This window comes from Spirillospora sp. NPDC049024, from assembly GCF_040649235.1.
Lineage (GTDB): Bacteria > Actinomycetota > Actinomycetes > Streptosporangiales > Streptosporangiaceae > Spirillospora.
In genome coordinates, this window is sequence record NZ_JBEZFD010000047.1 from 1 (window position 1) to 25,499 (window position 25,499).

21 protein-coding genes and 2 pseudogenes are annotated in these 25,499 nt (G+C 65.3%); 5 read left to right on the forward strand and 18 right to left on the reverse strand.

Annotated features, from left to right (window positions below):
• The first annotated feature begins 119 nt into the window (after positions 1 to 119).
• Positions 120 to 2,555, forward strand: a complete 2,436-nt coding sequence (locus tag AB0C21_RS42705; RefSeq protein WP_500212190.1) for a hypothetical protein — start codon at positions 120 to 122, stop codon at positions 2,553 to 2,555.
• A gap of 140 nt (positions 2,556 to 2,695) precedes the next feature.
• On the opposite strand, the gene AB0C21_RS42710 is transcribed toward AB0C21_RS42705, so the two are convergent.
• The 5 genes from AB0C21_RS42710 to AB0C21_RS42730 form a co-directional block, all read right to left on the reverse strand.
• Positions 2,696 to 3,286: a hypothetical protein gene (locus AB0C21_RS42710; protein ID WP_500212191.1), complete on the reverse strand. Its 591-nt coding sequence runs from the start codon at positions 3,284 to 3,286 to the stop codon at positions 2,696 to 2,698.
• A gap of 25 nt (positions 3,287 to 3,311) precedes the next feature.
• Positions 3,312 to 4,247: a hypothetical protein gene (locus AB0C21_RS42715; protein ID WP_500212193.1), complete on the reverse strand. Its 936-nt coding sequence runs from the start codon at positions 4,245 to 4,247 to the stop codon at positions 3,312 to 3,314.
• A 154-nt stretch (positions 4,248 to 4,401) separates the two neighbouring features.
• Entirely contained in the window at positions 4,402 to 6,507 is a 2,106-nt protein-coding gene (gene fxlM, locus AB0C21_RS42720) for a methyltransferase, FxLD system (RefSeq protein WP_500212195.1), read from the reverse strand.
• 29 nt (positions 6,508 to 6,536) lie between these two features.
• Entirely contained in the window at positions 6,537 to 7,814 is a 1,278-nt protein-coding gene (locus AB0C21_RS42725) for a lanthionine synthetase C family protein (RefSeq protein ID WP_500212197.1), read from the reverse strand.
• A 1-nt stretch (position 7,815) separates the two neighbouring features.
• Complete coding sequence (locus AB0C21_RS42730; protein WP_500212199.1) at positions 7,816 to 8,175, reverse strand: thiopeptide-type bacteriocin biosynthesis protein; 360 nt, start codon at positions 8,173 to 8,175, stop codon at positions 7,816 to 7,818.
• On the opposite strand from AB0C21_RS42730, the gene AB0C21_RS42735 reads away from it, so the two are divergent.
• Both AB0C21_RS42735 and AB0C21_RS42740 read left to right on the forward strand, forming a co-directional pair.
• Positions 8,155 to 8,472 (forward strand): hypothetical protein, encoded by a 318-nt coding sequence (locus AB0C21_RS42735; RefSeq protein WP_500212201.1) that lies wholly within the window; start codon positions 8,155 to 8,157, stop codon positions 8,470 to 8,472. The genes AB0C21_RS42730 and AB0C21_RS42735 overlap by 21 nt on opposite strands.
• An 89-nt stretch (positions 8,473 to 8,561) precedes the next feature.
• Positions 8,562 to 8,816: a helix-turn-helix domain-containing protein gene (locus AB0C21_RS42740; protein WP_500212202.1), complete on the forward strand. Its 255-nt coding sequence runs from the start codon at positions 8,562 to 8,564 to the stop codon at positions 8,814 to 8,816.
• Positions 8,817 to 9,236: 420 nt separating this feature from the next.
• On the opposite strand, the gene AB0C21_RS42745 is transcribed toward AB0C21_RS42740, so the two are convergent.
• The 10 genes and pseudogenes from AB0C21_RS42745 to AB0C21_RS42790 all read right to left on the reverse strand — a co-directional run bounded on the left by AB0C21_RS42745 (position 9,237) and on the right by AB0C21_RS42790 (position 20,603).
• The gene (locus tag AB0C21_RS42745) at positions 9,237 to 10,166 is read right to left on the reverse strand and encodes a hypothetical protein (RefSeq protein ID WP_500212203.1); all 930 of its coding nucleotides are present in this window, start codon (positions 10,164 to 10,166) and stop codon (positions 9,237 to 9,239) included.
• Positions 10,145 to 11,053, reverse strand: coding sequence for a DUF4231 domain-containing protein (locus tag AB0C21_RS42750; protein WP_500212204.1), 909 nt, complete (start codon positions 11,051 to 11,053; stop codon positions 10,145 to 10,147). Before AB0C21_RS42750 ends, AB0C21_RS42745 begins: the two co-directional genes overlap by 22 nt.
• Before the next feature lie 187 nt (positions 11,054 to 11,240).
• Positions 11,241 to 12,158, reverse strand: coding sequence for a hypothetical protein (locus AB0C21_RS42755; RefSeq protein WP_500212206.1), 918 nt, complete (start codon positions 12,156 to 12,158; stop codon positions 11,241 to 11,243).
• 193 nt (positions 12,159 to 12,351) lie between these two features.
• Positions 12,352 to 14,205 carry an ISL3 family transposase gene (locus tag AB0C21_RS42760; protein WP_500212207.1) on the reverse strand — a complete coding sequence of 618 codons (1,854 nt, stop codon included), beginning with the start codon at positions 14,203 to 14,205 and terminating at the stop codon, positions 12,352 to 12,354.
• A gap of 221 nt (positions 14,206 to 14,426) precedes the next feature.
• Positions 14,427 to 14,891 (reverse strand): hypothetical protein, encoded by a 465-nt coding sequence (locus tag AB0C21_RS42765; protein ID WP_500212208.1) that lies wholly within the window; start codon positions 14,889 to 14,891, stop codon positions 14,427 to 14,429.
• Positions 14,892 to 15,175: 284 nt separating this feature from the next.
• A pseudogene (locus tag AB0C21_RS42770) lies at positions 15,176 to 15,427 on the reverse strand (transposase); the annotation flags it as partial.
• A gap of 309 nt (positions 15,428 to 15,736) precedes the next feature.
• Positions 15,737 to 18,751, reverse strand: a complete 3,015-nt coding sequence (locus AB0C21_RS42775; protein WP_500212209.1) for a hypothetical protein — start codon at positions 18,749 to 18,751, stop codon at positions 15,737 to 15,739.
• The gene (locus AB0C21_RS42780) at positions 18,730 to 19,098 is read right to left on the reverse strand and encodes a hypothetical protein (RefSeq protein ID WP_500212211.1); all 369 of its coding nucleotides are present in this window, start codon (positions 19,096 to 19,098) and stop codon (positions 18,730 to 18,732) included. Before AB0C21_RS42780 ends, AB0C21_RS42775 begins: the two co-directional genes overlap by 22 nt.
• Complete coding sequence (locus AB0C21_RS42785) at positions 19,077 to 19,985, reverse strand: DUF4231 domain-containing protein (RefSeq protein ID WP_500212212.1); 909 nt, start codon at positions 19,983 to 19,985, stop codon at positions 19,077 to 19,079. Before AB0C21_RS42785 ends, AB0C21_RS42780 begins: the two co-directional genes overlap by 22 nt.
• Before the next feature lie 36 nt (positions 19,986 to 20,021).
• Positions 20,022 to 20,603, reverse strand: a complete 582-nt coding sequence (locus AB0C21_RS42790) for a hypothetical protein (protein WP_500212213.1) — start codon at positions 20,601 to 20,603, stop codon at positions 20,022 to 20,024.
• A gap of 411 nt (positions 20,604 to 21,014) precedes the next feature.
• On the opposite strand from AB0C21_RS42790, the pseudogene AB0C21_RS42795 reads away from it, so the two are divergent.
• A pseudogene (locus tag AB0C21_RS42795) lies at positions 21,015 to 21,778 on the forward strand (transposase family protein); the annotation flags it as partial.
• 32 nt (positions 21,779 to 21,810) lie between these two features.
• On the opposite strand, the gene AB0C21_RS42800 reads toward AB0C21_RS42795, so the two are convergent.
• The 3 genes from AB0C21_RS42800 to AB0C21_RS42810 all read right to left on the reverse strand — a co-directional run bounded on the left by AB0C21_RS42800 (position 21,811) and on the right by AB0C21_RS42810 (position 25,153).
• Entirely contained in the window at positions 21,811 to 23,637 is a 1,827-nt protein-coding gene (locus AB0C21_RS42800) for a GmrSD restriction endonuclease domain-containing protein (protein ID WP_500212214.1), read from the reverse strand.
• 29 nt (positions 23,638 to 23,666) lie between these two features.
• Positions 23,667 to 24,266: a hypothetical protein gene (locus AB0C21_RS42805; protein WP_500212216.1), complete on the reverse strand. Its 600-nt coding sequence runs from the start codon at positions 24,264 to 24,266 to the stop codon at positions 23,667 to 23,669.
• Between the two features lie 560 nt (positions 24,267 to 24,826).
• Positions 24,827 to 25,153 carry a site-specific integrase gene (locus AB0C21_RS42810; RefSeq protein ID WP_500212217.1) on the reverse strand — a complete coding sequence of 109 codons (327 nt, stop codon included), beginning with the start codon at positions 25,151 to 25,153 and terminating at the stop codon, positions 24,827 to 24,829.
• Positions 25,154 to 25,191: 38 nt separating this feature from the next.
• On the opposite strand from AB0C21_RS42810, the gene AB0C21_RS42815 reads away from it, so the two are divergent.
• The coding region (locus AB0C21_RS42815; RefSeq protein WP_500212218.1) for a toprim domain-containing protein at positions 25,192 to 25,499 on the forward strand (308 nt) is incomplete at its 3' end.

Sequence of the window (25,499 nt, forward strand, 5' to 3'; positions counted from 1 at the left end):
AACCGACCCCGCGCTATCTTCGGATTCAAGAAGCCCAAGGAAGTGTTCGCCGAGCTACTGACCAGCGGAATTGCTTCCACCGGTTGAGGGCAGGAACTGCTTGCGAGCGCATCGCACGCATGACAATCTCACATGAATTGCTGCGAGCATGGGGTTTCGAGATAGCCAGAGTGCTCATCGAGTGCCTGCCAAGTATCGCCAAGAGGAATGCGGCACTCGCTGTTGAGATCGCTGCGGCCCCCTGGGAGTACGAGGAAGACCGGGAGCAGGTTACCAGAATTACAGAAAGTCAGATTCTCGGACTAACCAGCAATCTGCGGCAAGACCTGAATCATCTTCGATGGAGTGTTTGTAAGGAACTTCCCGAAGTTGCATCTGCCGACCTTGAGGCTGCGGTGCGGATGCTTATACGGATTGTGGAAGTGCCACGGATGTTCCAATACGACCGCAGTACTGATACGGGCTGGAGGCCACGCATTCGCCACGGCGATACCCTAAAGTACGCAGGAGGGCACGCCGAGCTGGGGACAGCTGTCGATGCCGTCATCGTTCTGCTTCAGACTAGGGCTGAGCACGTGAGTTCAGGCCTGACTAACGCTGCTAAAAACAGCAGTGCCGACCAGCAGGAGCTTCGCCAGGTCGTCGAACTCTTGATCTCCACGTTGTCGCATGGCGAGGTCTGGCAGCGTCTTCTAATGAAGGCGGCTAACGCCGAGTCGCCGGCTCTCGCGCACCTGCTGGTTCCAGCACTGGAGACCGGCATCTTCGAACGAGGCCAGACCCGAGGGGCAGCGGGGCTCGTAGCCGCTCGCCTATCGTCAGAACTCGACGTTGCGATTCACCGTCGGATCGAGGCAGCAATTCTCAGCGCTACGAGCCTAGAAGCCGACGAAATTGACGACACCCGCAAGCAGGAGTGGCAGCGCGACCAACGCGATGCGCTTCTAGGCGCACTCGACCCTAGGAAGGTCAGCGAACCGGAAGCGCTCCGGCATCTAGAGGAGCTGGCCAATAGCGATCGAGATGACCGGAGGCTTTCTTGTGGCCACGCAGATTGTGAGCTTGTAGACGACTCACTGCCTTGGCCGGCAGGAGAACCACGGGATGACGACGATGGCGCAGGGGGCCCTCCCGCCGATGTTGCTGAGGCACTCCAGAAAACAGGAGCTCAGGACCCGGCTAGCCGTCGGGCGGGATATGAGGAGCTAGCCGAAAGTTGGTCGGCCCTGCTGCAACAGCTCTTGGCTCACGCATCTGAGGCAAACGCAGAAGAAGATCGTTCTCTGCTGGTTCGAGGAGCGCGGCAACTTACGCATAGTGTGCTCGTTCTGCCCAGGCAGCCCCTAGGGCGTGACGTCCTGGCTGTTCTCCAGGCGGCGCTGCCCTCGGCGACGAACCCTCCCCAGGAGGACGAGGTCGAATCTGGGTGGCGCGCTTGGGGCGCCACGACTACTTCGGAGGCTGTGTCGGGCGTCACTACTCTCGCGAGCAGGACCGAATGGCTAGCTGAACTTCACGACGAACTATCGGCAGCCATCATCCCTTTCCTCAGCTCGCCCAATGCGCTCTACCGAATGCTCAGCGCGGAAGCAATCCCATTTCTTTTTGAGGAAGAGGCGGCCCTTGAGTGCCTCGAAGTGCGGCTGAACTCTGAAACGGACTCGCAGGTGCAGGCGATGCTGGGGGTACTGCTCAGCAGGTACCGTGACGCCTACCCCCACGAGGTCGATGAGATTCTTCGGCGCATAGCCACCAAGCCCCAATGGGCAATCATCGCGGCGGACTCGAACGGTGACACAAAGCTCGGCGACGACGACCGTGCTGAAGTGATCGTGGAATTGCTCGTCATTATGGCCGCTGAATATGGGACCTCTTACGCCCACGACACTGTACAGTCATGGCTATCTAGCCCATTGGAGAATCCTCGTCGAGCGGAGCGACTTCCGGCTTGGCTGCGGCGCTTCCTAAATCCAGAGGATATGAGCTCCTTGGTATCGCAACAGCGGACTTTTGCTTTGCTTGAGTTCCCCCTCGCGGCAGTTGGAGAGGCGTGGGCTGAGGAGAATGCGGCAGTTACCCTGGACGTGGAACGAGCGAACAAAGCAACGAAGGTAGGCAATAGCGTCGTTGAGAACATCTATTACGCGAGCGGGGCAAGTAAAAGCGATGAGCCTCAAGGGCAAGAGGCCAACCTGATGCAGAAAGTGTTTGCCGAACACGCTTTCCCGTTGCTGGATGGCTACAGTGTTGTGCGCCATCCAAGCGTTACTCATCATATTATTCAAACACTAGATCACATCAGCATCTATGCACCCGAGCGGGCGCTCCTCATAGCTGTCAGAGCGGCTAGAGGTGACGTCCACTATTCGCGAGAGCCGTTGGGTCTTAGCGCAGTGCTTCAACTTATACAACGCTACCTCGCTGATCATCGCGAGTTGATCGTCGGCAGTCCAAAGTGTATGACCGCGGTAAGAACGTTGCTTGAGACGTTCGTCCGCCAGGGCTGGGATGATGCTATCCAGTTCGCCGAACGCCTAGAGGACATGTTTCGCTGAAGCGGTAGCCGTCCCATCATGCAACCGTGGCACCGACCGGGCGTGTTCGGGGGGTCAGATGACATCACACCTCGAAGCACCGGTCATCGGCAGTAGAGTGCGGCCAGTTCAACTCGGACCGAACGCGTGGCAGGTTCTGGTCATCGGTCGCGGTCGGCGCCGCCGGGCTCGACCGGTTCGGTATCACGCTGGTCCCGGACGCCCCGCTCGCCCAGCACATCGGCACCCGCCTTCGCGGGGCCCTGGACCCGGAGCAATCGGTGCGGGCGGAGATGATCGCAGATGTTCGTAAACGAACTGCAGTAGTAAGCCTCCGCCGAGCTGGTCGTCCATGTGACGGAACCGGGCGGTGATGGTGTCCTAAGCCGTCGACGACCGGCGCATGAACGGCGGTTCCTGTTTCCTGGGCGAGCTTGTGTGGGGTGGGGAATGAGCCATTCGTGCGTCGGCGAGGTGATCGAGGTGCCCACCAGCGTCAGGAAGCTACGACGATCCATGCAGCCAGCGTCCGCGACCGTTTGCACTGCGGCAAAGTCCCCGCAGGCCGGATCTGATGGGCGATCGTTGTGGGGCCGCTCCAGGTTCTCAGAGGGCTGGCCAAGCTCGGCGACGGTGAGTGAGCGGCCCAACTCTCCCCGGAGACGATCGTCGTCAGCGATCGCCACGGCATCTGGGCCTCTCCCTGCGGCGTCGGAGTGTTCGCTGTCCACGCGGCCGATCACTTCACCCATGCGCGGCATGGTCCGGGGCGTTCTGTTAGCGCGTGGTGACTGCCTGGGCTGCTTCGGCAGCGTTGATGAGGTCGGTGATGAGGCGTTGAGGGATAGCTTTGTGGTCGAGCCCGGCTGATCGTACGACTGCGAACAGAGCGCGCTCATGCCCGACGGTCAGGCGCGTACGGCTGCTCGGGTTGTTGACGGCCTCGTGGGCGGCATATCCGTCTTCGGAGGTCAGGGCTTGTTCGATGAGCCGGGCCGTGGCTCGTTCGCCTTCGTGGTGTTGGCCGGTGATGCCTGCGATGTCTGTGACGGTCAGGCCCAGGCGGACTTGGAACAGGACGACGTCGGGGCTGGGAGGAAGGCTGAGGTAGTGGTCGATCATGGTGGTGACCGCCGCGTTCGCCGACTGGTCGGTGCGGGCTGTGCAGAGGGCGGTGAGGCAGGCGGCCACGGCGCGTTCCCATGGCTCGGCGGTGTCGCTTTGGCTGATTGTCTTCAACGCGGTGATGGGATTGCCGGCGTGTAGTTGGGTGAGGACGGCGATCTGTCGCCCGTCCAGCAGTCGGCGGCCGATGCCTTTGTGTTGCTGTATGTAAGCGAGGGCCTCTTGCCACCGGCCGGCGCTGGTCAGGGCGCGGGTGCCGTCGGCGAGCAGGACCGTCCACAGCCATTGGCACAGCGTGCGGTGGTCCTCTTCTGTGTTGGTGAGGTGGCGGAAGGATACGGAGCGGCCGTCCATCTCGGCGTCGCCGTGGGCGCTGACCGCGTGGAAGAGGGCGTCGAGTAGCTGGTGGGCCCCGTCTGCGTCGCGGGCGCGAATCAGCAGGCGGGCGAGGTTGACCAGGGGTTCCAGGGCATGCCGGGCTGTTGGTGCATCGAGGGGCCAGTGGCTGAGGTAGGTGTCGAAGTGCTGCCAACACAGAGTCCGTGCCAGGTCGTGCAGGCCGCAGTCGCTGGCGATCAGGGCGGCCATGTTCTGTACGGCAGCGGCCGACGCTTGGTCGTTTTTCGTGTGAGCGGTGAGGGCCATTTCGTGGAGTTGCTCGACCCGCTCGGCGAGGGGTGGGCAGGAGGGGCGGGGGCGGGCGACCAGTGGGAAGCGCTGGGCTATCGGGCCGACATCCATTTCATCGCCATTCGATGAGGATTCGGTTGAGGGCGTTGGAGAAGGTGAAACGGCCGGGGCGCTGGGCGGGAGGCGGGCTGTCGAGCGGCTGGATCTCGAAGGTGACCTCGCGTCCGCGGTACTCGTGGTCCCAGGTGCGGACGGCCTCTGCTACCTGCTCGGCCAGGGCGTCCCTGCCGGGGCCGTGGCCGATGACGCCGAACTCGTACAGGCTGGCGCCGTCCGGGTCGGGGCGGGCGGCCTTGCGGCGGGTCAGGTAGGTGAGTGCCGCCTGGTCGAAGCAGGCTGTCGAGCTGGGGTAGGGGGCGGTGAGCAGGCCGCTTTCGATGGCGTGAGGCTTGGCGGGCATGCGGTTCAGACCGTTGCGCATCGTGCAGGCCAGCCACAGCTCCAGCCACTCGGCCGACTCTTGGCCGCGGAACGTGACGCCGGTCCAGACCTGTGAGGCGGGCTGGTGCAGGACATCGCCCAGCGCTTCGGCATCGACCTCCTGGCCGCCGCTGGTCACGAGGGTGACCGTGCCGTCGGAGGTCACGGGAACCAGGCGCCGCGGATCGTCGGCGATGCCTTGGCGAAGCGGCATGAAGGTGTTCATTTCGCTGCTGACGCTGCGCCAGGCGCCGTCCTGCTGTTCGAAGGCGATGGAGCGGGCGACGGTGCCCCGCAGTCGCAGCGGTGTGAGGAGCCGTCCGCCCGGGGCGAGCTGGTCGAGCCAGGCGTGGGGGACTGCGTGTGCGCCGACCGTGGCGATGACACGGTCGTAGGGCGCGTTGTCGGCGTGGCCGAGAGCGCCGTCGCCGAGGATGACGGTGACGCTGTCGATGCCGGCGGCGGCCAGTGAGGTGCGGGCGCCCTCGACGATGTCGTCATCCACATCGATTGTGGTGACGTGGCCGGTCGGGCCGGCCAGGTAGGCGAGCAGACCGGCGTTGTAGCCCGTCCCGGCCCCCAGCTCCAGGATCTTGTGGCTCGGTTCGACCTGGAGCTGTTCCAGCATCATGGCGACGATGTCGGGCTGGGAGGCGCAGCTGATCGACGCGCCGCCGGCGTCGAGCTTGATATCTACCGTGGCGTTCGCGTACGCCTTCTCCAGGGGAGCTTGCGGCACGAACATGTGGCGGGGGACCGCGCGCATCGCGTCTTCGACGCGGCCGGTGCGGATGCACCCGTGCTCCATCAGCTGGTTGACCAGGGCATGGCGTAGGTGCTCGGCGGAGGCGGCCTCGATCGTGTCGTTGCTCACGCGGGCCACCGTAGTGTTCAGCTGACCTGTGCCAGAGGCGGACACGGGGTGCTGTCCGGTTGTTCCCATGACTTCTTCTTTCGCTAGTATGGCCAAGGTGGCCTGCTCCTGGCGGGACAGGCCCATGCGGTTCCAGTGGAAGATCACGTGGTGGGCGAGGACGGCTCGCAGACCGCGTTCCAGTCGGCCCAGGTGGTTGAGATCGGCCAACCGCCGACCGAGGTGCTCGAAGGCGGCGACCCAGCCGGCCAGCGGCGCAAGCTTGCCCGTGGTCGTCAGAGTGCTGGACGAGCCCGCCTCGACGGTCATGAGCCGGTGCACGGCATGCGAGAGCCGCCGGGAGTCGGGCTGGTCATGCGGTGTGGGGCGTTGGTCGGCGACCTTGGCCCAGACGTCGCCCTGCTCGAACCAGTCCAGGCCCGCGGCCCGCATCGCCACGCTCGGGAGCAGCACGGCGAGCTCGCGCCGCCCGAGATCTGGCGGATTGCTGCGGGGGAGACCGGACTGGGCCAGATGCTGAAGGACGAGACGGCTGTCGTGGTGGAAGAGCGCGTGGGCGGCATCCGTGCCCGCAGCGCCTCCGAAAGCGGTGGTCTCCGGCTCGTAGATGCCGGGCGTCCAGCCTTCGATCAAGCCGTTGGAGAGCATCATGTCCAGCGCCCGGTCCAGTCTCCGCAGGCCGTGGTCGGTGGTCGGGTGATGCCGTAGCCGCCAGGTCGGGTACTTGCGCACGAACGACCATCCGTGCGGCTCCCTGCTCTGCGAGGTTTCGAGCGCGGGCAGCAGATGCTCCAGCACGATGCGCTCGGCGCTGCGCCAGTCGGCGAATGTGATGACGTGCTGCGGCCACTGCTGGGCTGTCATCCGGCCGGTCTCCCTTCAGGTGGACGAGGTCAGGTGATCAGGAAGCAGGAGTCCCAGCCGGACAGGGTGCCTCCGTTGACCTGGGCGAGCAGAGCCAGCGCCACGCCGGTCGCGCCTTCTAGAAGTCCGGCGCCGCAGGCCATCAGGGTGTCTGGCGGGGTGGATTCGATCGGTGCTAGAAGGCGGGGCAAGCACTCGCGCAGGCCTGGCGTGATCGCATCTGCCGCGGCGAGTTGGACGATGTGCGCCAGGCCGGCGAAGCCGTGGCACAGTGACAGGTCGGTGGTCGCGGCGAGCGGAATCCGGGCCGTCATGGCGTGTAGCAGCGCCTCTTCGGCCATGCGCTGGCGGCCGGTGTCGCCGGTGGCCAGAGCGGCGAGTTGCTGGGCGCGCGCTGAACCTGCGACGCCGTAGCACCAGGAGGGACGCGCGGGACCAGGGCCGGGACACCCAGACTCCAACTCGCTGAGGGTGATCCAGTACGGCCAGCGCGGGCCGTCCCGTCCCTCGATCCGCCAAAGGTCGAGCCAGGCGCAGATCCGTTCGATCGCCTCCCGTTGATCGGTGACGGTGACGCCGCGTAGTGAGGCCAAGGCCAGGAGAGCCAGCGGACCGGCGATGCCGTGAGCGACGCCGTTGTTGGCGTGCCCGCTCGGGTACTGCGAGGACCGTTTGCCCGATGGGGCCAGATCGCTCCACCAGCCTGGAAGGAGGTCCCCACGGCGCCGCACGGGTTCGCTGAGCCGGACCAGGTAGGCCAGGATGGCCCGGACCAGGTCGGCGTGAGCATCGCCATGGTGGACGGTGCGCCGCAGCAGCAGAGCCCCCATGCCGGTCAGCCCGCGGATGGCGTCGAACTCGGTCAGCGCGGGCAGCCCGCCGCGATCCATCCGGGCGTGGGCCTCGTGCAGTCGAGAGCGGGTAACAGCGGCGATGCGCCGATCAAGGGTCTCCAGGGCTCGGGCATAACGTCCATGCCGGTCAGCCGCAGCGTTGAAGGCGAAGGCGAGAGCCGGTGCCCCGTAGTACAGGTGGCTGCCCGCCCCGGTAACGGCTGGTTCGGCAGCGGCGCAGGCGAGCCAATCGTGAGCACGCTGCCAGGAGCCCTCGCCCAAACGGGCGCGCTCGATATGAAGCAACGCGATCCCGGCCGCGCCGTAGGCCAGAGACTGAGGCCACCAGCCGTGGGCCGGGACGGTAGCGCGCACGGCCTGCGGCGAGGCCAGGTGGTCAGCGATTCGGGCGGCGAGCGCTGCTCCAGCCTGGGCGCTGGCCGGCGTGACTACAGTTTGGTCGGCCACGTTCACCTCACCGTCCTGCCGCTGACGACCGCTTTGCTGTCCATGCCAGCGCGGCGGCGCGGGCCAGCCGCACGCAGATGTGTTCGTCGTTCTTGTTCGGCCCGGCGGCCCGGATGTGATGGGCGTGGAGCAGCGAATCCAGGACGAGGTCGGGGTTCAAGTCCTCGGCGCTGCGTAGCCGGTCCCGGTAGCGGGCCAGCGCTCGGTCGCGTTCGGACCAGGCGGCCAGGACGGTGTCGCCGCCGGGGACCGCACGCAGCGCTGCCCAGCCGTCCTTCGGGTCGGCCAGGCGGACCGCCTCGCGGAGTACTGGCCGTTCCAGGGGGCAGGCGGCATCGACCTTCCCGTGCCGGATCAGCCAGTCCATGCCACTCTGCGGGCTGCCGCTGAACCCGGCGCCGCCCTGGCCCTGCCTACCCGCGACAAGATCGCCTTTCAGGCGTTGCTGTTCGCTAACGCCGGCGACGACTCCGAAGACGCTGCTGCCCTTCGCTCCAACCGTGACCGTGCCGCCGCCCTAGATATCGACCTGCCTGAAGGTCCCCGCATCCGCCGCGACAGTGCCGCCGAGCACCTCGACAGCCATCGCCCTCGCGAAGTGGCACCCTCCCTTGAAGACGGAACCGGGGAGGTCCTCAGCGACACCGGGTGGTGCTTCAAGTGACCACTCGTTGCAGATTTCCATGCCATACATGTGAGCGCTGCGGTGCTCCGATCTCGTCGGAACCGGTACAGGCCTCCGGTGATAGGAGTGTGCCGATCACCCGCTCCGAGTACGGAGGGGCACGTCTGAGCGATACGGCTGCCGAGAGTGGCTCCACGGATGACGGGATTCGGGTGCGCGTGTACACCGTGGAGCAGGTCGCTGAGATCCTGCAAGTCGGCCGCGACAAGGTCTACATGCTGCTCCGGACCGGACGCCTACGCAGTATCAAGATCGACAGGCTGCGACGGATCACCGAGCGCCAACTCGACGACTTCATCGCCTCAGTTGAACACATGAGGTAACTCGACGCTCGGCCATTGGCCTCGCTGGAATGGATCGGCGCCGCTGAGAACTACTACGCGGTCGGGCTGGCCGGGACCAGTAAGTAGTAACGCCTATCGGCTTCGGTGTCGCACCGTTCAGAGCAGTCAAAAAGGTCGCTACTGCACCGCCGGCTGCCTGCTCGAGGTCCTTTACCGAGAGCTGGCGGCCACCTCCGTTGGCCGCGTCATCAAGGCCCTGCAGCCCAGGACCTGGTAACCTTTGACGAGGTCAAGTTGACGTCATTGACGATCGGCTCCATTGCGCTTCGACCAGTAGGGCCGGTTCCTGCCCGAGTATCCTCCGCTGTCAGCCTCCTCGACGAGCTCCTACGCCACAGCAACCACCGTGATCACGAGGTAGGCGGATGGGTGCCCCTCGCTGCTGTGGGAGAGCGAGGGTCATTCTTGTAGGTTGCCGTCTTGGCTTTGTGGGGCCGCTCGTTCTGGCGACGCTTGGTTGCACGCGGTTAGTACGGGAGCGAGATCTTTGGCCAGGCGCCGCGCCGGTGTCTTGGCGGTAGGGTTCACAGGGTGGTTCAATCTGAATCTGATCAGATACGAGGTCCAGTCGGGTTTGAAGGTGTACGCGCCATAAACCGAGAATTTTGCGGAGCCTGCGGTCGCAGGCAGCTCGGCGAAGGTCGGCAGGATGGGCAACAAGCGGGAAACTTGCGCGGCGAAGTTCTCATAGGTGTGCTGATCTGCTGGTATGAGAAGCAGCAGCCGATGTGGCGGCAGTTGGGACACCGCCTGCTCGAACTCCCAGAGCAGTCCGCTGGAGAGTCCCATCCGAAGGACTACGAGCCTGGCCGTGGCCATCAAACGTTGTACTGTCGGTTGCCATGCTTCGTCGGGGACATAGAGCCGTCGGGCGCCCGTTTCTGGCAGCTTCTCGTCCGGGCGCCCGATGGCGACAACCGTGTTCCCTTGGCTGCCGAGGGCCAGGGCGAGAAGGTCTTCCTCCGTCACACGCTCGATCTCAGCGCGTCCTCCCATGTAAATATTATGTTTCGTCTGGTAATCGGCGTCGAACGACCGTAGGTAGAGCACGTGCCCCTGCAAGGACGGTATATCTTCAGATCTGAGTGCGTGGAGTTGGGCGTTTATTTTTCGGCCATGATGTTGCATCCAGGCTCCGAAACCTGCGATGATCCCGACGACGATCAGGAAGACGAGTCGATTTTTCACCACCTCGATGAAGTTCGTGCCGGCTGAGACATTTTCCCTGGACAGCACGTAGATGCCGCCCAGGCTCCCCACGGCCATGATGATCGTGCCGATTCCGCGCAGCAGCGCTCCAGTGATCCTTATGCGTGTGTTGCCCGCCATAGTCGGTGCTCCCTTGATATTGCGTCCTCGGCATCGGCGGCGAAGTCCGCCCACTCGCGCTCGGTGAAAGCCCGTTCTGCCATTGCGGCAATGTCCGCCAGTTCCTGGCTTGCCACGGCATAAGCCCGGGCGAGGTTGTGGTGCTGTTTGGTCTGCAGCCATGCCGCACCGGCCGCAGTCAGCGCGCTGACGATGCCGAGGGTGTCGATGCTGAGCACCGAGGCGGCCTTGAGTACCGCACCGGCCAGCCCCACAGCCTCGGCTACCGCCAAGGTGACCTGCCAGCTGACGGCACGCCGCTCGTTCCACGCCGCCTTCGAGGCATACCAGCGCTGCTGATCAAGGACCCGGCCGCGCAAATAGAGCCGCTGACGTTCGGCCAGCGGCAACTCACGGGCGCCTTGCATGGCTGCGGTGATCTGCACGATGCCCTCGGAACGGGGTACAAGGTGGACGTCGCCCATCTCCCGGATAAGCGACCTGAAGCGTCGCAGCAGGGTGTCGCGGGCGGCCTGCATCGACTCCGATGAGTGGAGGGGGTCAACGGGCAACGGATTGCCGCCGACAGCGAAGCGCCAGGCCAGTGACTTGGCGGACTCGGCGACGGCGCGTCCGTCGTACCACAACCGTTCTGGACGGGCGGTGAGCAGATACACCTCCGTGACCAGGGCGCCGCCCAACGCCACAGCGCCGACGAAGCCCGCCACATCCATCGGCCCGGCATGCCATCCGAATGTTCCGGCAACGGCTGCGACGACTAACAGCGCCAACCGCGTCCGCACAGTGCGCAGCGTGCGTCGCTGGCCGACCAGTGAGTTGCGGTCTGCGGCAGCGAAGAGCGCAGGGAGGTCGGGATCTGCCAATCCTTCTGCCATCGGCTCAGCCATCAACATACCCCTGCTAGAACCGTAGGTACAGGTTCATTAGAATCATATTCGTTCGCTTAGCGTCGGTGTGTCCAGATGTCCCCGCCATCGGCTGATCAGCGCATTATCGTCGTCCTCAAAGGGGAATAGATGAGCTCTCTTCTCGCGTTGAGGTCAGGGTTACGAGGCTCCTCGCCTCCTCCCAGGATCAGCCGTCGGTCGGCATCGATTCCGGAAGGTCATAGAACATTTGGTTGACAGCCTGCTCCAGGCTGAGACCGTCGGTGTCATCGATCCGTTCCACGCAGCCTCGAATCAACGCCAGGGATGCCGTTCCGAGAAGTGAGCGACGGCGGCTATGGTCGACTACGCCGGAATGCGGATCGGCCAGAGCCCTCAGTGCGACTCCTTCGGCGACGGCCGCCACAATGCCGACGAGGTCATCAAGAGCGACACCGAGGCGCAGCCGCAGGCCTCGGGCCGTGAGTATTTCAGCAAAGACCTCTCTCCATTGCCCCAGAAGCTCCTGGTAATTCTCAGTCATGGCTTTAGCGATGACTTCATCGCCCTCGGCTCCTGCAGCGGCGATGAGTTCAAGTCGGAACCGTGGCCTGTCGATGAGAGTCAGCAGATCGGCGTATCCCAATTGATGCACGGCCTGAACGAAATCCGGTCCCTCGATCATACTCTCGATGGCGTCAGCGAACTCGGTGACGACGCAGTGGTTTTCGTGATACCTCGTCCACAAGCCGAACCGCAGGAGATCGGCGATGAAATCTGAATGGGACTTCCAGGTCGACCTCAACGTTGAGACGCTTCCGACCTGAGGAAACGGCTCGGGATTGTTGGCGACCTCCGCGGCGACTGCGCGCTGTGACAGGAAGTTCAGCATGGGACGCTCGATGGAATTCCGGTCGTCCGGATCACTACATGACCGTTGGGCGCTTGGCCCCAGGTGATGTTCGATCAGACGCATGCCCGCGGCGAGGTAGGCGGCGGTCACCGGATCATTGGCCAGCCTGGTCCTGCTGAACGGCGTACGCCTGTCGAGGCGGCGCAGCACGCCCGAAAGGTCCTGGTTGTAGGGGTAAGGGAGTTGGTGCTTCAGCGTCTGAGCATCACCCATGCACACATTGTCCATTCGCGGGGCCCGCCCGTACAGGCGCGCAACTGCGCGGTAGTGCTCACCTGCGCGTTCGCAGCCGAATCCCCGCGTGCGCACAGGAGGCGGCCACATAGCGCTTCGTAGAAATGAACGCGAAAGGATCTATGCTCGCCGCCGGCGGCGTGACGCCAAAGTAGGGCAACATGCAGATCGTTTACCGGACCGCTTCGCGGCGCTTCCCGCAGGCCGTGACTGCCGGGCCGCTTGCTCCTACTTCACAGGCTGAGGCCCCACCCAGGGTCGCCACCAGCACCTGGAGCTCTGAGGATCCTGCTCGCCGGGGCGCCTGCAGGCTTGCCGCAATGGACTCCCGACCGATGGCGGCTTTGCTCGGCCCTTGTCGCAGCAGTCGCTGGACGGCGGCGTGATGTTGCCGGGTCCGGGTCACCACCTTCAACTCGCGCTGTTCGACCACCGGTGGTGTCCGGGTGTCGTGGGCGGCCTGAGCGCGAGCCGCCAGCGCTGCTGCGAGCGCGCCGCGGGCGGCCGCGATGTCCTTCTCGACGGCCTGACCGAGGTTCTGCCACAGGTGGAAGCGGTCAGCGACCTGCACCGCCCGAGGTGCTTTCTGTCGTGCGCCATCGGCATAGCCACCGGCCCGGTCCCGGCAGATCACCTCCGGGTTGGCGGGTCGTGCGGCCAGCCAGCAGGCCAGGGTGTCACCATCGCGGCCCTCGACCAGGTCGACCGGCCGATGGGTCTCCAGATCGATCACGGTCGTGCCGTACCGGTGTCCGCGGCGGACCGCGAAATCGTCCACGCCCAGCACCCGCACCGGCCCCGCCGGTTCGTCGGGGACGGCTCTGATCAGCCGCAACAAGGTGTCCCTGCCGACGGTGATCCCCAAACGGCCGGCCAGTCGCACCCCGGCTCGTCCGGCCACGGCCAGCGCGATCGCCGCCAATGCCCGCTGCAGTGGCACGGTGCGGCGTGGGAAAGGCCGGGTCAGCCCGGTGATCTGTTCGGCGAACGTGGTGGCCGCGCATCCGGAATTAGCGCAGCGGAAACGGCGAACCTCCAACTCCATCACCGGGCGCCCGCCGCCGACGGGCAAGTCGCTCAGCCGCCGAACATAGCGACCATGCACCTGGCCGGAGACCACCCCGCACGAGCCACACGCAGCCTGTCGCCGCCCGCACCCGCGCCGCCAGCACCACCGCGCCACCCTCGCGCTGCTCAACACCATCGACAACCAGCGGCGCACGCGGTCGCGCGACTCGGCGAGGGGTGCCCACCGACGATAACGAGGTGCTGTGGTGGCAGTGCACCACCCGGGTGGGCAGCGTGACCAAGGTGTAGCCGGGAGCGGCTGGCAGGCCGCCACATCACTGGCCGTCGCGTCACCACCTGCGCCGGCCCCAAGGACCGCTACCCAGTCCCGGATCAAGGCGCTGACCGCGCTGGCCGCTGAGTACGACCGGAACCGCCGCGAGCACACCCCGCACGCCGAGGTGCCCCGACGGGCTTCCGGCTGGCTGGCGACTCCCCAGACCTTCGAGTACGGCGACGGCCGGTGGAGGCTGCACGTCCCGGGTGGGCAACTCGCTGGAACCCTCACCGCCAGCCCTACGGCGGCCGCCGCGCCGAATGGCGCGCTACCGCCGACGACCCCGCCGCGACACCGCCGTGCAGACCGAGGTCCCCCCGACGCCGACGACCCGACCGCGGATCCGACTACGACCTGTTCCGCACCCGCACGGCCGCCGCCCGCGCGCTGGCCGCCTGGCACGACCCCGACCTGCATGACCGCCGACCACACCGTGCCACCAACGGAGTGGACTGAAACGATGAGCGCCTGGTCGCTCTGGAGTAGTTCCGTGTGGACGCGGTGCGGGTCGGGTATCGGCTCAACGCCGTCGCGCCCGCTGACCCTGCCGTGGATTTGCGCTACCCGGGGATGGAGGCGGCGTTCGAGGCATTGACCGAGGCGGCCGAACACCGCTGGGGGCAGATCAACGTCGGCGGGCGCCTGGAAGACCCCGCCCTGTGGACCCGGACCAGGCGACATGACCACGACCCGGCCCGCCCCATGAGAACCGGCCCCCCGGGACGCGGCCGTGTCGCCCCCGCGAGTCCAGGCCGCCCCGCCCCACGTCGCCTCGCCGGCGCCTGCCGCGCCGCCCGCTCCGCGGCCGAACTCCCGGACAGGGACAGGAGTGCCGGGCCCCAGACGCTGTTCGGCCACCAGGAGGGAGATCAAGAGGGGCGCGGTCGCTCCTGTTCCGCCGCCTACTGGTTGTTGCGGATCCAGATGTAGCGCGAGCAGCCTTTTCCGCTGGCGCAGGCGTACAAGCGGATCCCGCTTCCCTTGCCCCCGTAGGCGTTCACGGTCTGGTCTTCGTAGAAGTCGCGATTGTCGTCCAGCCACTTCCGAGGGTAGGAGTTGAGGTAGTGGCCTTGTCGGTAGTACTTCCACGATCCGGAGCGGGTTCGCAGGAAGTTGCTCCATCTCACCGCCGCAATGTCGTCGCTCGTGGCGCCCCCGTTGTACAGCCAGATTTTGTCTCCATATTTCTGGAAACACGCTTTCGCGAAGCTGTACGTCACGCACTCCGTGCCGGCACGGGCCGCCGCCGCGCTGTGCGCTTGACTGCTGACCGCCGCCTGCGAAGGAAGCGCTAGCGGGGTCATCAGGGCTGCTCCCGCGACTACCGTGCTTGCCGCCGCTACAGCGATCCGGTTGCCTGCGCGCATGATCGTGCCCACCTTCCCGTGGCGAGTGGAGCGACTTCTTGGCGGTCGCATCTCAAGGGAAGCATCAATCGCTTCCCTAGGTAAATACATCGTGGAAACCACGTACATTAGTCCAGTGGATGACCTTTCTGAAATTCGGCGAACCTCAATCGCAATATTTGCACACCTGAACAAGAAGGCGCGAATAACATAACTCTCACAAAAGGGGTAACAGTGATAAATTCCGACGGGCTGTCTAATGAACGGTGGATCCGATGATAAAGACCGTCAGGCGATAAGAGTCATTACCTGGGAGGCTCCGTGGCCGGCTCCGAGTCGGCGTTCTCGGCACGCATCGCTCCTGCTGTCTGCGCTTGATCGAGATACAGGGCGCTGATCGACTCGTTGAACCCGCCACACGGCGCGCGCTTGAGCACGATGTGCGGCTTGAACTCATCCGCCCGGGCCCGCGGCACATCGATCCGCACCGGCTCGACATCGGTCGACACCGTCTTGGGCGGACTGCCGTTGCGGCGGTTGCCAGTCCGCTCGCCCGGGCGTTCGCCCCGCGCTCACAACCCAGGTGCTCGATCATCTCGGCTTTCAGGGCGAGCTTCAGCACGGTCTTGGGGATCCCGGCCAGCAGCCTGTTCGGCCCGACCAGCGACGCTGGCCCGGCCTGCGACAATCGGTCACCGCGCTGGCCAAGTTGTGCGTTGCGTCGCGAGCCCGCGCGACGCATGACTCAGATGCACCGCCACGTCCGCGAACGAGTGATACGGCCTACGGAATGGCGAATCCGGGGCCGCGCTCCCCCGGGATGGCCAGCGGGCGAGACGGCTTCGGGGCCGTCGCCCCTGTCGCCGCTACGGACAGGTTGGTTCGTAGGGCAGGCCCGGTGCGTACTGTCGCCACTGCTCGCGGGACAGACCGGTCCTGATGATCCCGCAGGCCACGCGGGTCGGGTCGGCAGCGATCGCCGGCAGGGCGCCCAGGTTCCACAATTCCACCTTGCCGGAACCCAGGGTGACGGCCAGCGTCTTGCGGTCGGGGCTGAAACGGACATCGGTCACTTCGGGCGTGACGTTCGTGGGCGTTGCTGCGAGAGTCGGCAACGTCGGGCCACCCAGGACCAAGAGTCTCGTTCGGCCGTTGGGGCTTCCGGTGGCGATCAGGTGACCCTCGGGATGCAGATCGATCCGCGAGAATCTGTCAGAGAATTCTGCCGTGGAGATGAGCCGTCGGCCGTCCTTGGGGTTCACCGACCACGCGGACAGATCGCTTCCATCTGAGGTCACCAGGTCTCGTCCGTCTGCGCTGAAAGCCGCGGTGGAGTAGCCCTCATGGAGAATCCAAGCCGAGTCTTTGTCCCGTCGTAAGGGCAGTCGTGTCGGGCTGGAGAGGTTGGTGACGTCCCACAGGGAGTCGGGGAGTGCCAGCGTCGTGCCGTCCGGCGCGAAGACTGCCGGGGTGGTACCGAGGAAGGGCAGCCTTCCGGGGGCTCCGGGCGTGGACGTCTGCGCCTGAGGTTCGTACGGGTCCAGTAGCTTGGTGTGCACTGGGTGCTCCGGGTCGCGAATGTCCCAAAGGCTGGCCCAGGACGGTTTGAAGCTGAAGGATCCGACCGCCGCGAGCGTAGGCCGGCGGGGACTGAGCGCGATCGCCGAGACTCCTGACTTCGTGGGAATCTGCGCCAGTCGGCGCGGCTTGCTCACATCGGTTGTATCCCACAACGTGATCTTTCCGTCCTGGCCCCCATCGCCGGCTTCACTGCCGACAGCCAGCACGGAGCCGTCACCGTTGAACGAGACGGCTTGAGCGATCTGGAGATGCCCCGTCAGCAGCGCTTTTCTGTGGGGGCGGTCAGGATCCGAGGTGTCCCAAAGCTGTACCTTGCCACCAGCTGCCGCGATCGCTAGCCTGCGGCCGTCCGGACTGAACGCTGATGCCGTGAGTCGAACGAGTTTCATGGTCAGGGTGGCGATACGAGCCGGAGCCCGGGTATCGACCTGCCACCGTGTGATGGCGCCGGAATCGTCCGCCAGGCTGAAAGTGCGGCCGTCACCGCTGAAGGCGATGGCATGGACGAATGCGTCGTTTTGCCCCAGCGCGACCGGTGTGCCGGGGCGGGCCGGATCATTGACGTCCAAGAGGAAGGCCGTCTTGTCCAACAAGGCGACGGCAAGGAAGCGACCGTCCGGACTGAACGCGGACGATTCCACCTGCTCTCGCTGGTCGATTCGGCTAAGTTGCCGGGGTTGTTCTGGGCGGCGCAGATCCCACAGCATGAGCGTCCTGCCATATCCCACCGCCAGGATGGGAGTTGCAGAGCTGAACACGGCGGACCCGAACAGGCGGCGGCGCGCCACCGCTCTCGGGTTGCGCGTGTCCCGGACGTCCCACGCGGTCCATCCGGTGGCGTGGGTGATGCTTTTGGGATCGAGGGAATCGTCGCTGGCAGTGAGGACACCAGAGCCGGTGACGAGGGTTCGGCCATCGGGGCCGAACATCACGGTGTCCGAGTCGACGGAATCAAGTGGCCTGGTCAGCTTCCGAGGGGTGGACGGTCTGGTCACGTCCCACAACTGCAGCGTGCCGTTCGCCCCGCCTGCGACCACGGCCATTGTCTTGCCGTCCGGGCTGAAGGCCGCCGATCGGACGTCATGCAGGGCCGTCCAGTTCAGTACCGATCGGGGCCGGCTCCGATCGGTGAGGTCCCACAACGTCAGACTGCTCCTGCCTCGCTCGACGCCGCCGGTGGGGTTCATGCCGACATGGCTGATGGTCGCCAGTAAATGCTCATCACGGCTGAAGGTCAGACTGTCGATGAACTCACGGTGACCCGAGAGCGAGGCCAGCCGCTGCGGGCGGAGGGCGTCGCGGGTGTCCCACAGGTCGACGGTGTTGCCTCCTAGGGGCGAGGTGGCCAGAAGGGTTCCGGTGGCGCTGTAGGAGGCCAGAACTGACTTTCCAGTGCGCGTTGCGGACGCGCCCGCAACGTGTGTGCGCTGCAACGTGCTGAGCAGCCCCTCGCGCGCTTGGGTCGTTGGTTTGATGCGAAAGGAGGCCAAGCTGAGCCGCAGCGAGGTCACGGGGTGGGTGTCGCGCTCGTTCTCGGCTTCCGCCTGCAATGCCCGCGCCGTGGCTAGGCGCCGCTGCTCCTCGGCTTGTCGCCGTTGCTTTTCGGCTTCCTGCTGCTGCACGTAGGCCAAGGACGCCGTGATCAGCACGACCACCAGCAGTACCGCCAAGGTGATCACACCGGCTCCGAGCGCGCGGATGGTGCGGCGGTGCTGCTGGATCTCCTCGCTGTCCAGTTCGTCCTTAGCGACGCCGTGGACGGCGGCGGCAAGTGTGCCGACCGCTTCCCGAAACTTCTTGTCATCCAGGGAGAGCGCGGGCTTGGCGGCGGCCCAGCGCAGGTCCACCCAGAGCGGTTCAGCGTGGAACCAGCCGCGCAGTTCGTCGGGCAGGGCGGTGGTCCGGCTCCAGTCGAAGTCGGCCTGCTCGTGATCCCAGACGATCTCACCGTCGGTGAGAGCGATCAGCATCGTGCCGGGGCCGCGGTGGGTCTTCCAGAAGGAGATTTCTCGGCCTACCCAGCGCGACCCGGCCGACTCTCGCGAGGCCAGCAGGATGAAGTAACGGGAGGTCTTCAGGGCGCCCTCGATGGTCGTCCACAGGTCCGGATTGGCCGCGAGACTGGCCGTGTCGCGGAAGACGCGCAGCGCGCGGGGCCGGTGCCAGGGCTTGGCCAGGCGGTGCAGCCCTCGTTGCAGGGCGGGGGCGAGAACATTGTCCGCCGTATGGCTGTAAGACAGGAAGGCGTCGTAGGAACGCCTTGGCGCTGTGGACGGCTTCATGAGTGCGACGACCGCCACAGCGTGTGCTCGCGGGAGATCGCGTCCTCCGACCCCGCGACGAAACTCGCCCATTCTTCCTCGAAGTGGCGGACGTGCTCCTGCAAGGACGGAACGCATTTAGATCTCAGTGCGCGGAGTTGGGCGCCTATCGTGTGGCCAGGACGTTGCATCCGGGCTCCGAAGCTTGCGATGATCCCAACGACAACCAGGAAGTCGATCCGATTCTTCATCAGCCTGATATGGTTCGTGTCAGCTGAGACTTTTTCCCTGGGCAGCCTGTAGATGATGCCCCCCATGGTCATGGTGATCGCGATGACCCCGAGCAGCAGCGCTCCGGTGATCCTTATGCGTGTGTTGCCCGCCATAGTCGGTGCTCCCTTGATATTGCGTCCTCGGCATCGGCGGCAAATTCCGCCCACTCGCGTTCGGTGAAAGCCCGTTCTGCCATTGCGGCGATATCCGCCAGTTCCTGGCTCGCCACGGCATAAGCCCGGGCGAGGTTGTGGTGCTGTTTGGTTTGCAGCCATGCCGGACCGGCTGCGGTCAGCGCGCTGAAAATACCTAGGGTGTCGACGCTGAGCACCGAGGCGGCCTTGAGCACCGCACCGGCCAGTCCCGCGGCCTCGGCTGTCGCCAAGGCGACCTGCCAGTTGACCGCTTGCCGCTCGTTCCAGGCCGCCTTCGCGGCATACCATCGCTGCTGATCAAGGACTCGGCCCCGCAAATAGAGTCGCTGACGTTCGGCCAGCGGTAACTCACGGGCACGTTGCATGGCTGCGGTGATCTGCACGATGCCTTCGGTGCGGGGTATCAGGTGGAGGTCGCCCATCTCGCGAATCAGCGACCCGAACCGTCGCAGCAGCATGTCGCGGGCGCCTGTGTCGACTCCGATAAGTGGAGGGCGTCGATGGGCAACGGGATTGCCGCCGACAGCGAAGCGCCAGGCAAGCGACTTGACGGACTCGGCGACGGCGCGTCCGTCATACCACATCCGTTCTGGACGGGCGGTTAGCAGATACACCTCCGTGACCAGGGTGCCGCCCAACGCCACAGCGCCGACGAAGCCCGCCACATCCATCGGCCCGGCATGCCACCCGAACGTTCCGGCAACGGCCGCAACGACTAACAACGCCAGCCGGGTCCGCACAGTGCTCAGAGCGCGTCGCTGGCCGATCAGTGAGTTGCGGTCAGCCGAGGTGAAGAGCGCCGGGAGATCGGGATCTGCCAACCCTTCTGCCATCGGCTCAGCCATCAAATGCCCCTGTGGGGCCGTAGGTAGACTGATTCATTAATGCGTATGGGCCGATGATGTGTTTCCCAACTGCCTTCGCTCCTGCGGCCGCGATAAGTTCAAGCCGGAGCCTCGGTCTCCAATAAAAGTCAGCCGGTCGGCGTATCCCAATTGATGCACTTCCTGAACGAAGTTTGGCCCCTCGATGACGTCAGTGAACTCGGTGACGACGCAGTGGTTCTCGTGATATCTCGTACGCAGGTCGAGCCACCGGAGATCGGCGATGAAATCTGACTGAGAATTTCCGGCCGACATCAACGTCGAGACGTTTCCAGCCTGAGGAAACGGCTCGGTACTGTTGGCGACCTCCGTGGCGACCACGCACTGTGACGGGAAGTTCGGCATGGGACGCTCGATGGAATTTCGGCCGTCCGGATCACTGCATGACCGTCGGGCACTCGGCCCCAGGTGATGTTCGATCAGACGCATGCCCGCGGCGAGGTGGGCGGCGGTCACCGGATCATGTTCCGGCCCATTCCTGCTGAAGGGTGTACGGCGGCCGAGGCGGCGCAACACGCCCGAGAGGTCCTGCTTGTAGTGGTAAGGGAGTTGGTGCTTCAGCGTCTGCGCATCGCTCATGCACTCATTGTCCATTCGCAGGCCCCGCTCGTACAGGCGCGCAGCTGCGCGGTAGTCCTCACCTGCCCGCCCGCAGCCTAGCCCCTGATTGTGCAGAGGAGAGGGAGACATAGTGCTTCGTTAGAAATGAACGCGAAAGAATCTTGTGCATCGCCAGCGGCGGTGTGACACAAAAGTAGGGCAACATGCAGATCTTTTACCGAACCGCTTTAGTTCGGCTCTACGACGTGCGGGGATCGAAGGTGCCCGCGCGGGCGTGTGAAGGGGTGAGCGCACCAGATGATTGAGCCTTTTCCAGTCTGATCGTGCTGGTCACAAGGTGGTTTCGGTGGGCTGAGGTGGCCGGTGACGCGGCGAGGCCCCTGGTAGGAGCGGAGTCGACCAAGACAACCGCCCTGCCAGGAGCCTCTGGTGTTGTTCTACCGCGCTGCGCTGGATCTGTCGCCCGCTACCCGCGCCTTCGTGGCCAAGCTGATCGCCGGCCACCGCGACCGGATCGGCTCGCGCCGGCGTGCGTTGAACCCCGGCCGCCAGGCGCTGCTGGTGCTGGTGCACCTGCGCTGCAACGAGACCTTCGCCCGCCTGGCCGCCGCGTTCGGTGTCGGCCTGGCGACCGCGCACCGCTACGTCACCGAGGTCACCGCGCTGCTGGCCGGCCTGGCACCGGACCTGCGGGAGGCAATGCGAATCGCGGCACGCAAGGCCTAGGTCATCCTGGACGGCACCCTGGCCCCGATCGACCGGCTATCGGGAGTCGGCGACCGGCTGTACTACAGCGGCAAGCACCACCGGCACGGGGTGAACATCCAGTTCCTGACCGACCCGCACGGCCGGCTGATCTGGGCGTCGCCGGTGCTGCCGGGCTCGACGCACGATCTCACCGCCGCCCGCACGCACGGCATCATCGACGCGCTCACCAGCCGGGCGATCGCCTGCTACGCCGTCAAGGGATACGTCGGCGCGGGCGGCGCGATCGGGACGCCCTACAAGCACCGAAAGCGCAGCCGACTCGGCAAACGCAAGAAGCTGTTCAACCGGCACCACGCCCAGGTCCGCGCCCCCGGGGAGCAGGGCGCCGCCACCCTCAAAACTGGCGCATCTTGCGAAAGGTCCGCTGCTCACCAAGTCGCCTGACCACCATCGTCCAAGCGGTCCTCATGCACCATCACGCCAACAGAGGTTGGAAAGACCTCATTGCGGCCTTGTCTTACAGGTCGTCTGTGTCGTCGTCGCCTTCCAAGGTGTCCACCGCCTCCGGGGAGGCGGGGGTCTCGTCGATCATCTTGCCCATGGCCATTGCGATCTTGTCGAGGAGCGCCCGCTGGCGTTGGGTGAAGAACGTGTCGAAATCGTCCTTGCGCAGGAGATCCGGGTCGGCCAGGTGGGAGGAGAGGTGCCGGTCGATCGTGGTGGCGTCCGCGTCCGCGCTGTTGGCCAGGCGGGGCAGGTATTCCGATGGGGCGCGGCCGCCGATCACGCGGTTCGTCCGGGCGGTGAGCGGCGTCTTGTTGATGATCGAGTTGTAGGTCTTCGGGTCGAGGTTCGCAGCTTCGCACCAGGCCTTGGGGAAGATGTGGTGGATGTCGACCGCCTCGTCGAAGTAGTCGCTGACCGTTATCGGCTGGCCGGTACGCCAGTCAAGTGCGCCTTCCTTCATCAGAAGGGCGTAGATGCCCTTGTAGGCGGCGCTGCCGCGGGTCCGCAGGGTCAGCAGGCGGCCGGAGACGAACTGCGCCTCGGTGACCGTCCGCGGCTCCCGGCCGGAGCCGCGGATCCATTCGACGACGTCGGGAAGGTCGCGGCTGAACCGCGTCTCGGTCGTGCCGCCGTACAGTTCGCCGAATACTCCGCACCAGTACCAGCGGGCCAGTTTCCGCAGGGCGCCGGCGGTCTGCGCGTCCGTGCCCAGGACGGCGAGGATCGCTGCCAGCGGGATCACCTGGGTGCCGTACGGCAAGAACTTGGTGTCGAACAGATACTGCTGGTGGAGGAACCGGGCGGCGCGCATGAAGCCCTTGACGATCTCCGGTGCGAAACGGCGGTACTCATCCAGGGTGAGCCCGAGCATGTCGGCGCGTTTGCAGCCGATCCTGGGACGGCGTTCCTCCTCGACGCCGGCCTTGAGGGCGGCTTCGTGCCTGGCCGCGGTGGCCAGGAGCGTCACCGCCTGCAGGAAATCGGTGTTCGAGACCCCGCGCAGTATCCGGTACTCGCGGCCTTCCCAGGACTTGCGGCACTCCTGCCAGTGCTTGCGCAGGTCGAACTCGTCGGCCGCGAACGTCGCCGTCAGAAGCTCGAAGACGGTGAGGGTGACGCCGCCGGTGTTCACTTTCTCGAACACCTGGCAGACGGCCTGCCGGGGAGTCTCCCTACCGAGTTCGATCACCGGGAGCTGGTAGGTGTCGAAGGTGCGGAGCACCGTTCGGTGGAACGCGTTCCAAAGCTTGATCTTCTCTCGTTCGTAGTCCCAGTACTCCTGGAAGCCCATCGACCAGTCTTCGTGGGCGAACACTTTGTCGAGGGGGAACAGGTGGGCTTCGTACTCTCGTTCAGGGCTCGAGTAGTCCTCCAGGACCTCACGCCGGAAGTTGCGCAACATCCGGTCTTCGGGGAGGAAGCGGATGGTGTCCTCCCGGTCGGTGTTGGCGTCCAGCGCTCCTCGCATGTCGATGTAGAACCATCCGGACACCGGGCGCTTGCGAACGTCCTGCGTCCGAACGGGTGCGCCGAGTTGCAGCGCCTGGAACAGGGACGTGAGCCGCTGTTGTCCGTCCAGGATGAGCCGTTCCGGCCGGACCTCCGCTGACGGGTTCGCTCCCTCGATGGGCCGCTGTTTGAACCGCACGTCCCCGCCCGTGCGCAGCATCATGACCGTCCCTACGGGATAGCCCAGCGAGATCGATGCCAGGAGGCTCGCGATGTTCTGGTTCGGCCAGACCCAGCCGCGCTGGAACTCCGGCAACTGGGCACTTCCGTCCTCGACCTGGTTGAGCAGCCCCCGAAGGAACTCCATCTCGGTCCCGAACGTGTTCACCGCCACGAGCCTCAGTCCTCCTGATCGTCTTACTCACGTGTCCATGCGGGTGGCTGGGACGATACAGATGCGAGCCGCTCCTGCAGCGGGAAGTCATGCAGCCGAAGCCGCCTTTCGGCTTCGGCTTTCTCAGCTTCGGTGAAGAGCTCCCTGAACCAGGGAAGGCACACCGCGAACTCGACGCTCTTCTGTAACTCCTGCGTCTCCCAGAGCCTCTCGAATCCGTACGAGGTGGGCCGGGAGTCCGCGAGTAGGCGCTTCGCCGCCGCGACCGCGCCTTGTTCTTGCACCATGCCGAGGAAGACGGTCGGGTTGTATCGTCCCCTCAGCTTTGCCAACTCGCCGGTCACGTGATCGTGAAACCTCGTATCGAGATCGCGTGCCGGAGCCGCGGGAGCGGGCGGGGCCACCGAGCCGAGTTCGGCCCGTGCCATGGCCGCGAGATCCGCGTCGCAGACCGCCCAACGCTCGCCCCTCCACACGACCGACCAACTGGCATCGGCGTCATGGTCCGACCAGAGGCACTTGCCCTCAGTTGCCTTGCTACCCACCGCGTGCAGGGCCGGGTCATATGGCATCACCATGAGCACGCCGACGGCCGGCCATGGAACCCGCCCATAGAACGCCATGGAAAGTCCCTCCTGCGGGGTGCCGAGGTCAGCAGGGGTCTCAGAGTAGATCTATTACCCAGGTTGGAAGTTTCATTCACCGGGACTTGACCGGAACCGGCGAGCGCCCGCAGGAAGCCGCGATCTGCGTATCTGCAGAGAAATACAGACAAATCAGCCGACTTGTCCTCAATTCAGTGGGTTCGTGCGCTAACTCGTGTGGACGGATGTGCCCCTTGCGTCTCGGTCGACGGGGGTTGTGTCTGCTGACGTGGCGACAGTAACCTAAAGTGACTATTCGTGTAGGCGGCGTGTGTGAATTATGGGAGATCAGAAGTTACTTGATCTTCCTCGAACAGGTGCTAAGGAGGCGGAAGAAGGGCTTCTGACCTCGGATGAAGCCTGTAGAGGCTGTGCTGGCGAGGTATCCGATCGTGTTCACACCGAAGAGGCCACTGGTTCGAACCCAGTATCGCCCACCCCGTTGTAGCAGGTCAGACTAGGTCTCGGAGATCATTCCGAGGCCTTTTTCGATCTTGAGGCCCCTCCGGGAGCCAAACGGGGAGCCACCGCTCCCAGACTTACGCGGACTTGCTCTGACCGAAGACCGTGTTCATGGTCTCGGCGCCCTTGGTGATGACCGGCCTCAGCTGGTGCCGGTAGACCTTCTCGGTGACGGCCGTTCCGGCGTGCCCGACCAGGTCGGCGATCGTCTCCAGCGGCCCCCCGCTGTCACTCATGATCGAGGCGAACGAGTGGCGGAGCTCGCGAGGAGTCCACTCCTCACCGATCCCGGCCCGCGAGGTGATCAGCCGGAAGCTGCGCCGCACGTTCCCGGCGGCCAGGGCCGTCCCGGCCCTCGTGCAGAACACCAGACCGTTGTCCTGCCAGACCTCACCCGCCTTCAGACGCTGAACGGCCTGACGCGCATGGTGCCTGCGACGCCATCGCGGTCAATCTCGTCCTCCCGGCCGTCTACGCCGCCGTCTCTCCCTGCGGCACAGCGATCACTACCGCGCACATCGAGGCGATCGCGGCACACGCTGACGGGCCCACGTCCGGGCTGGTAATCGCACTCGACGGTGACTCCGCTGGACGGGCTGGAGCGGTCCGAGCCTGGAGCACCCTTCGCAGGAGCGCAGAGCCCGTCGAAGTGGCGCTCCTTCCACCAGGCCACGACCCGGGCGATCTGTTGGCGCCGGCGAGCCAATTCGCCGTCCGCGAGGCGCTACTTTCCGTAGTTCCCCTCGCTGA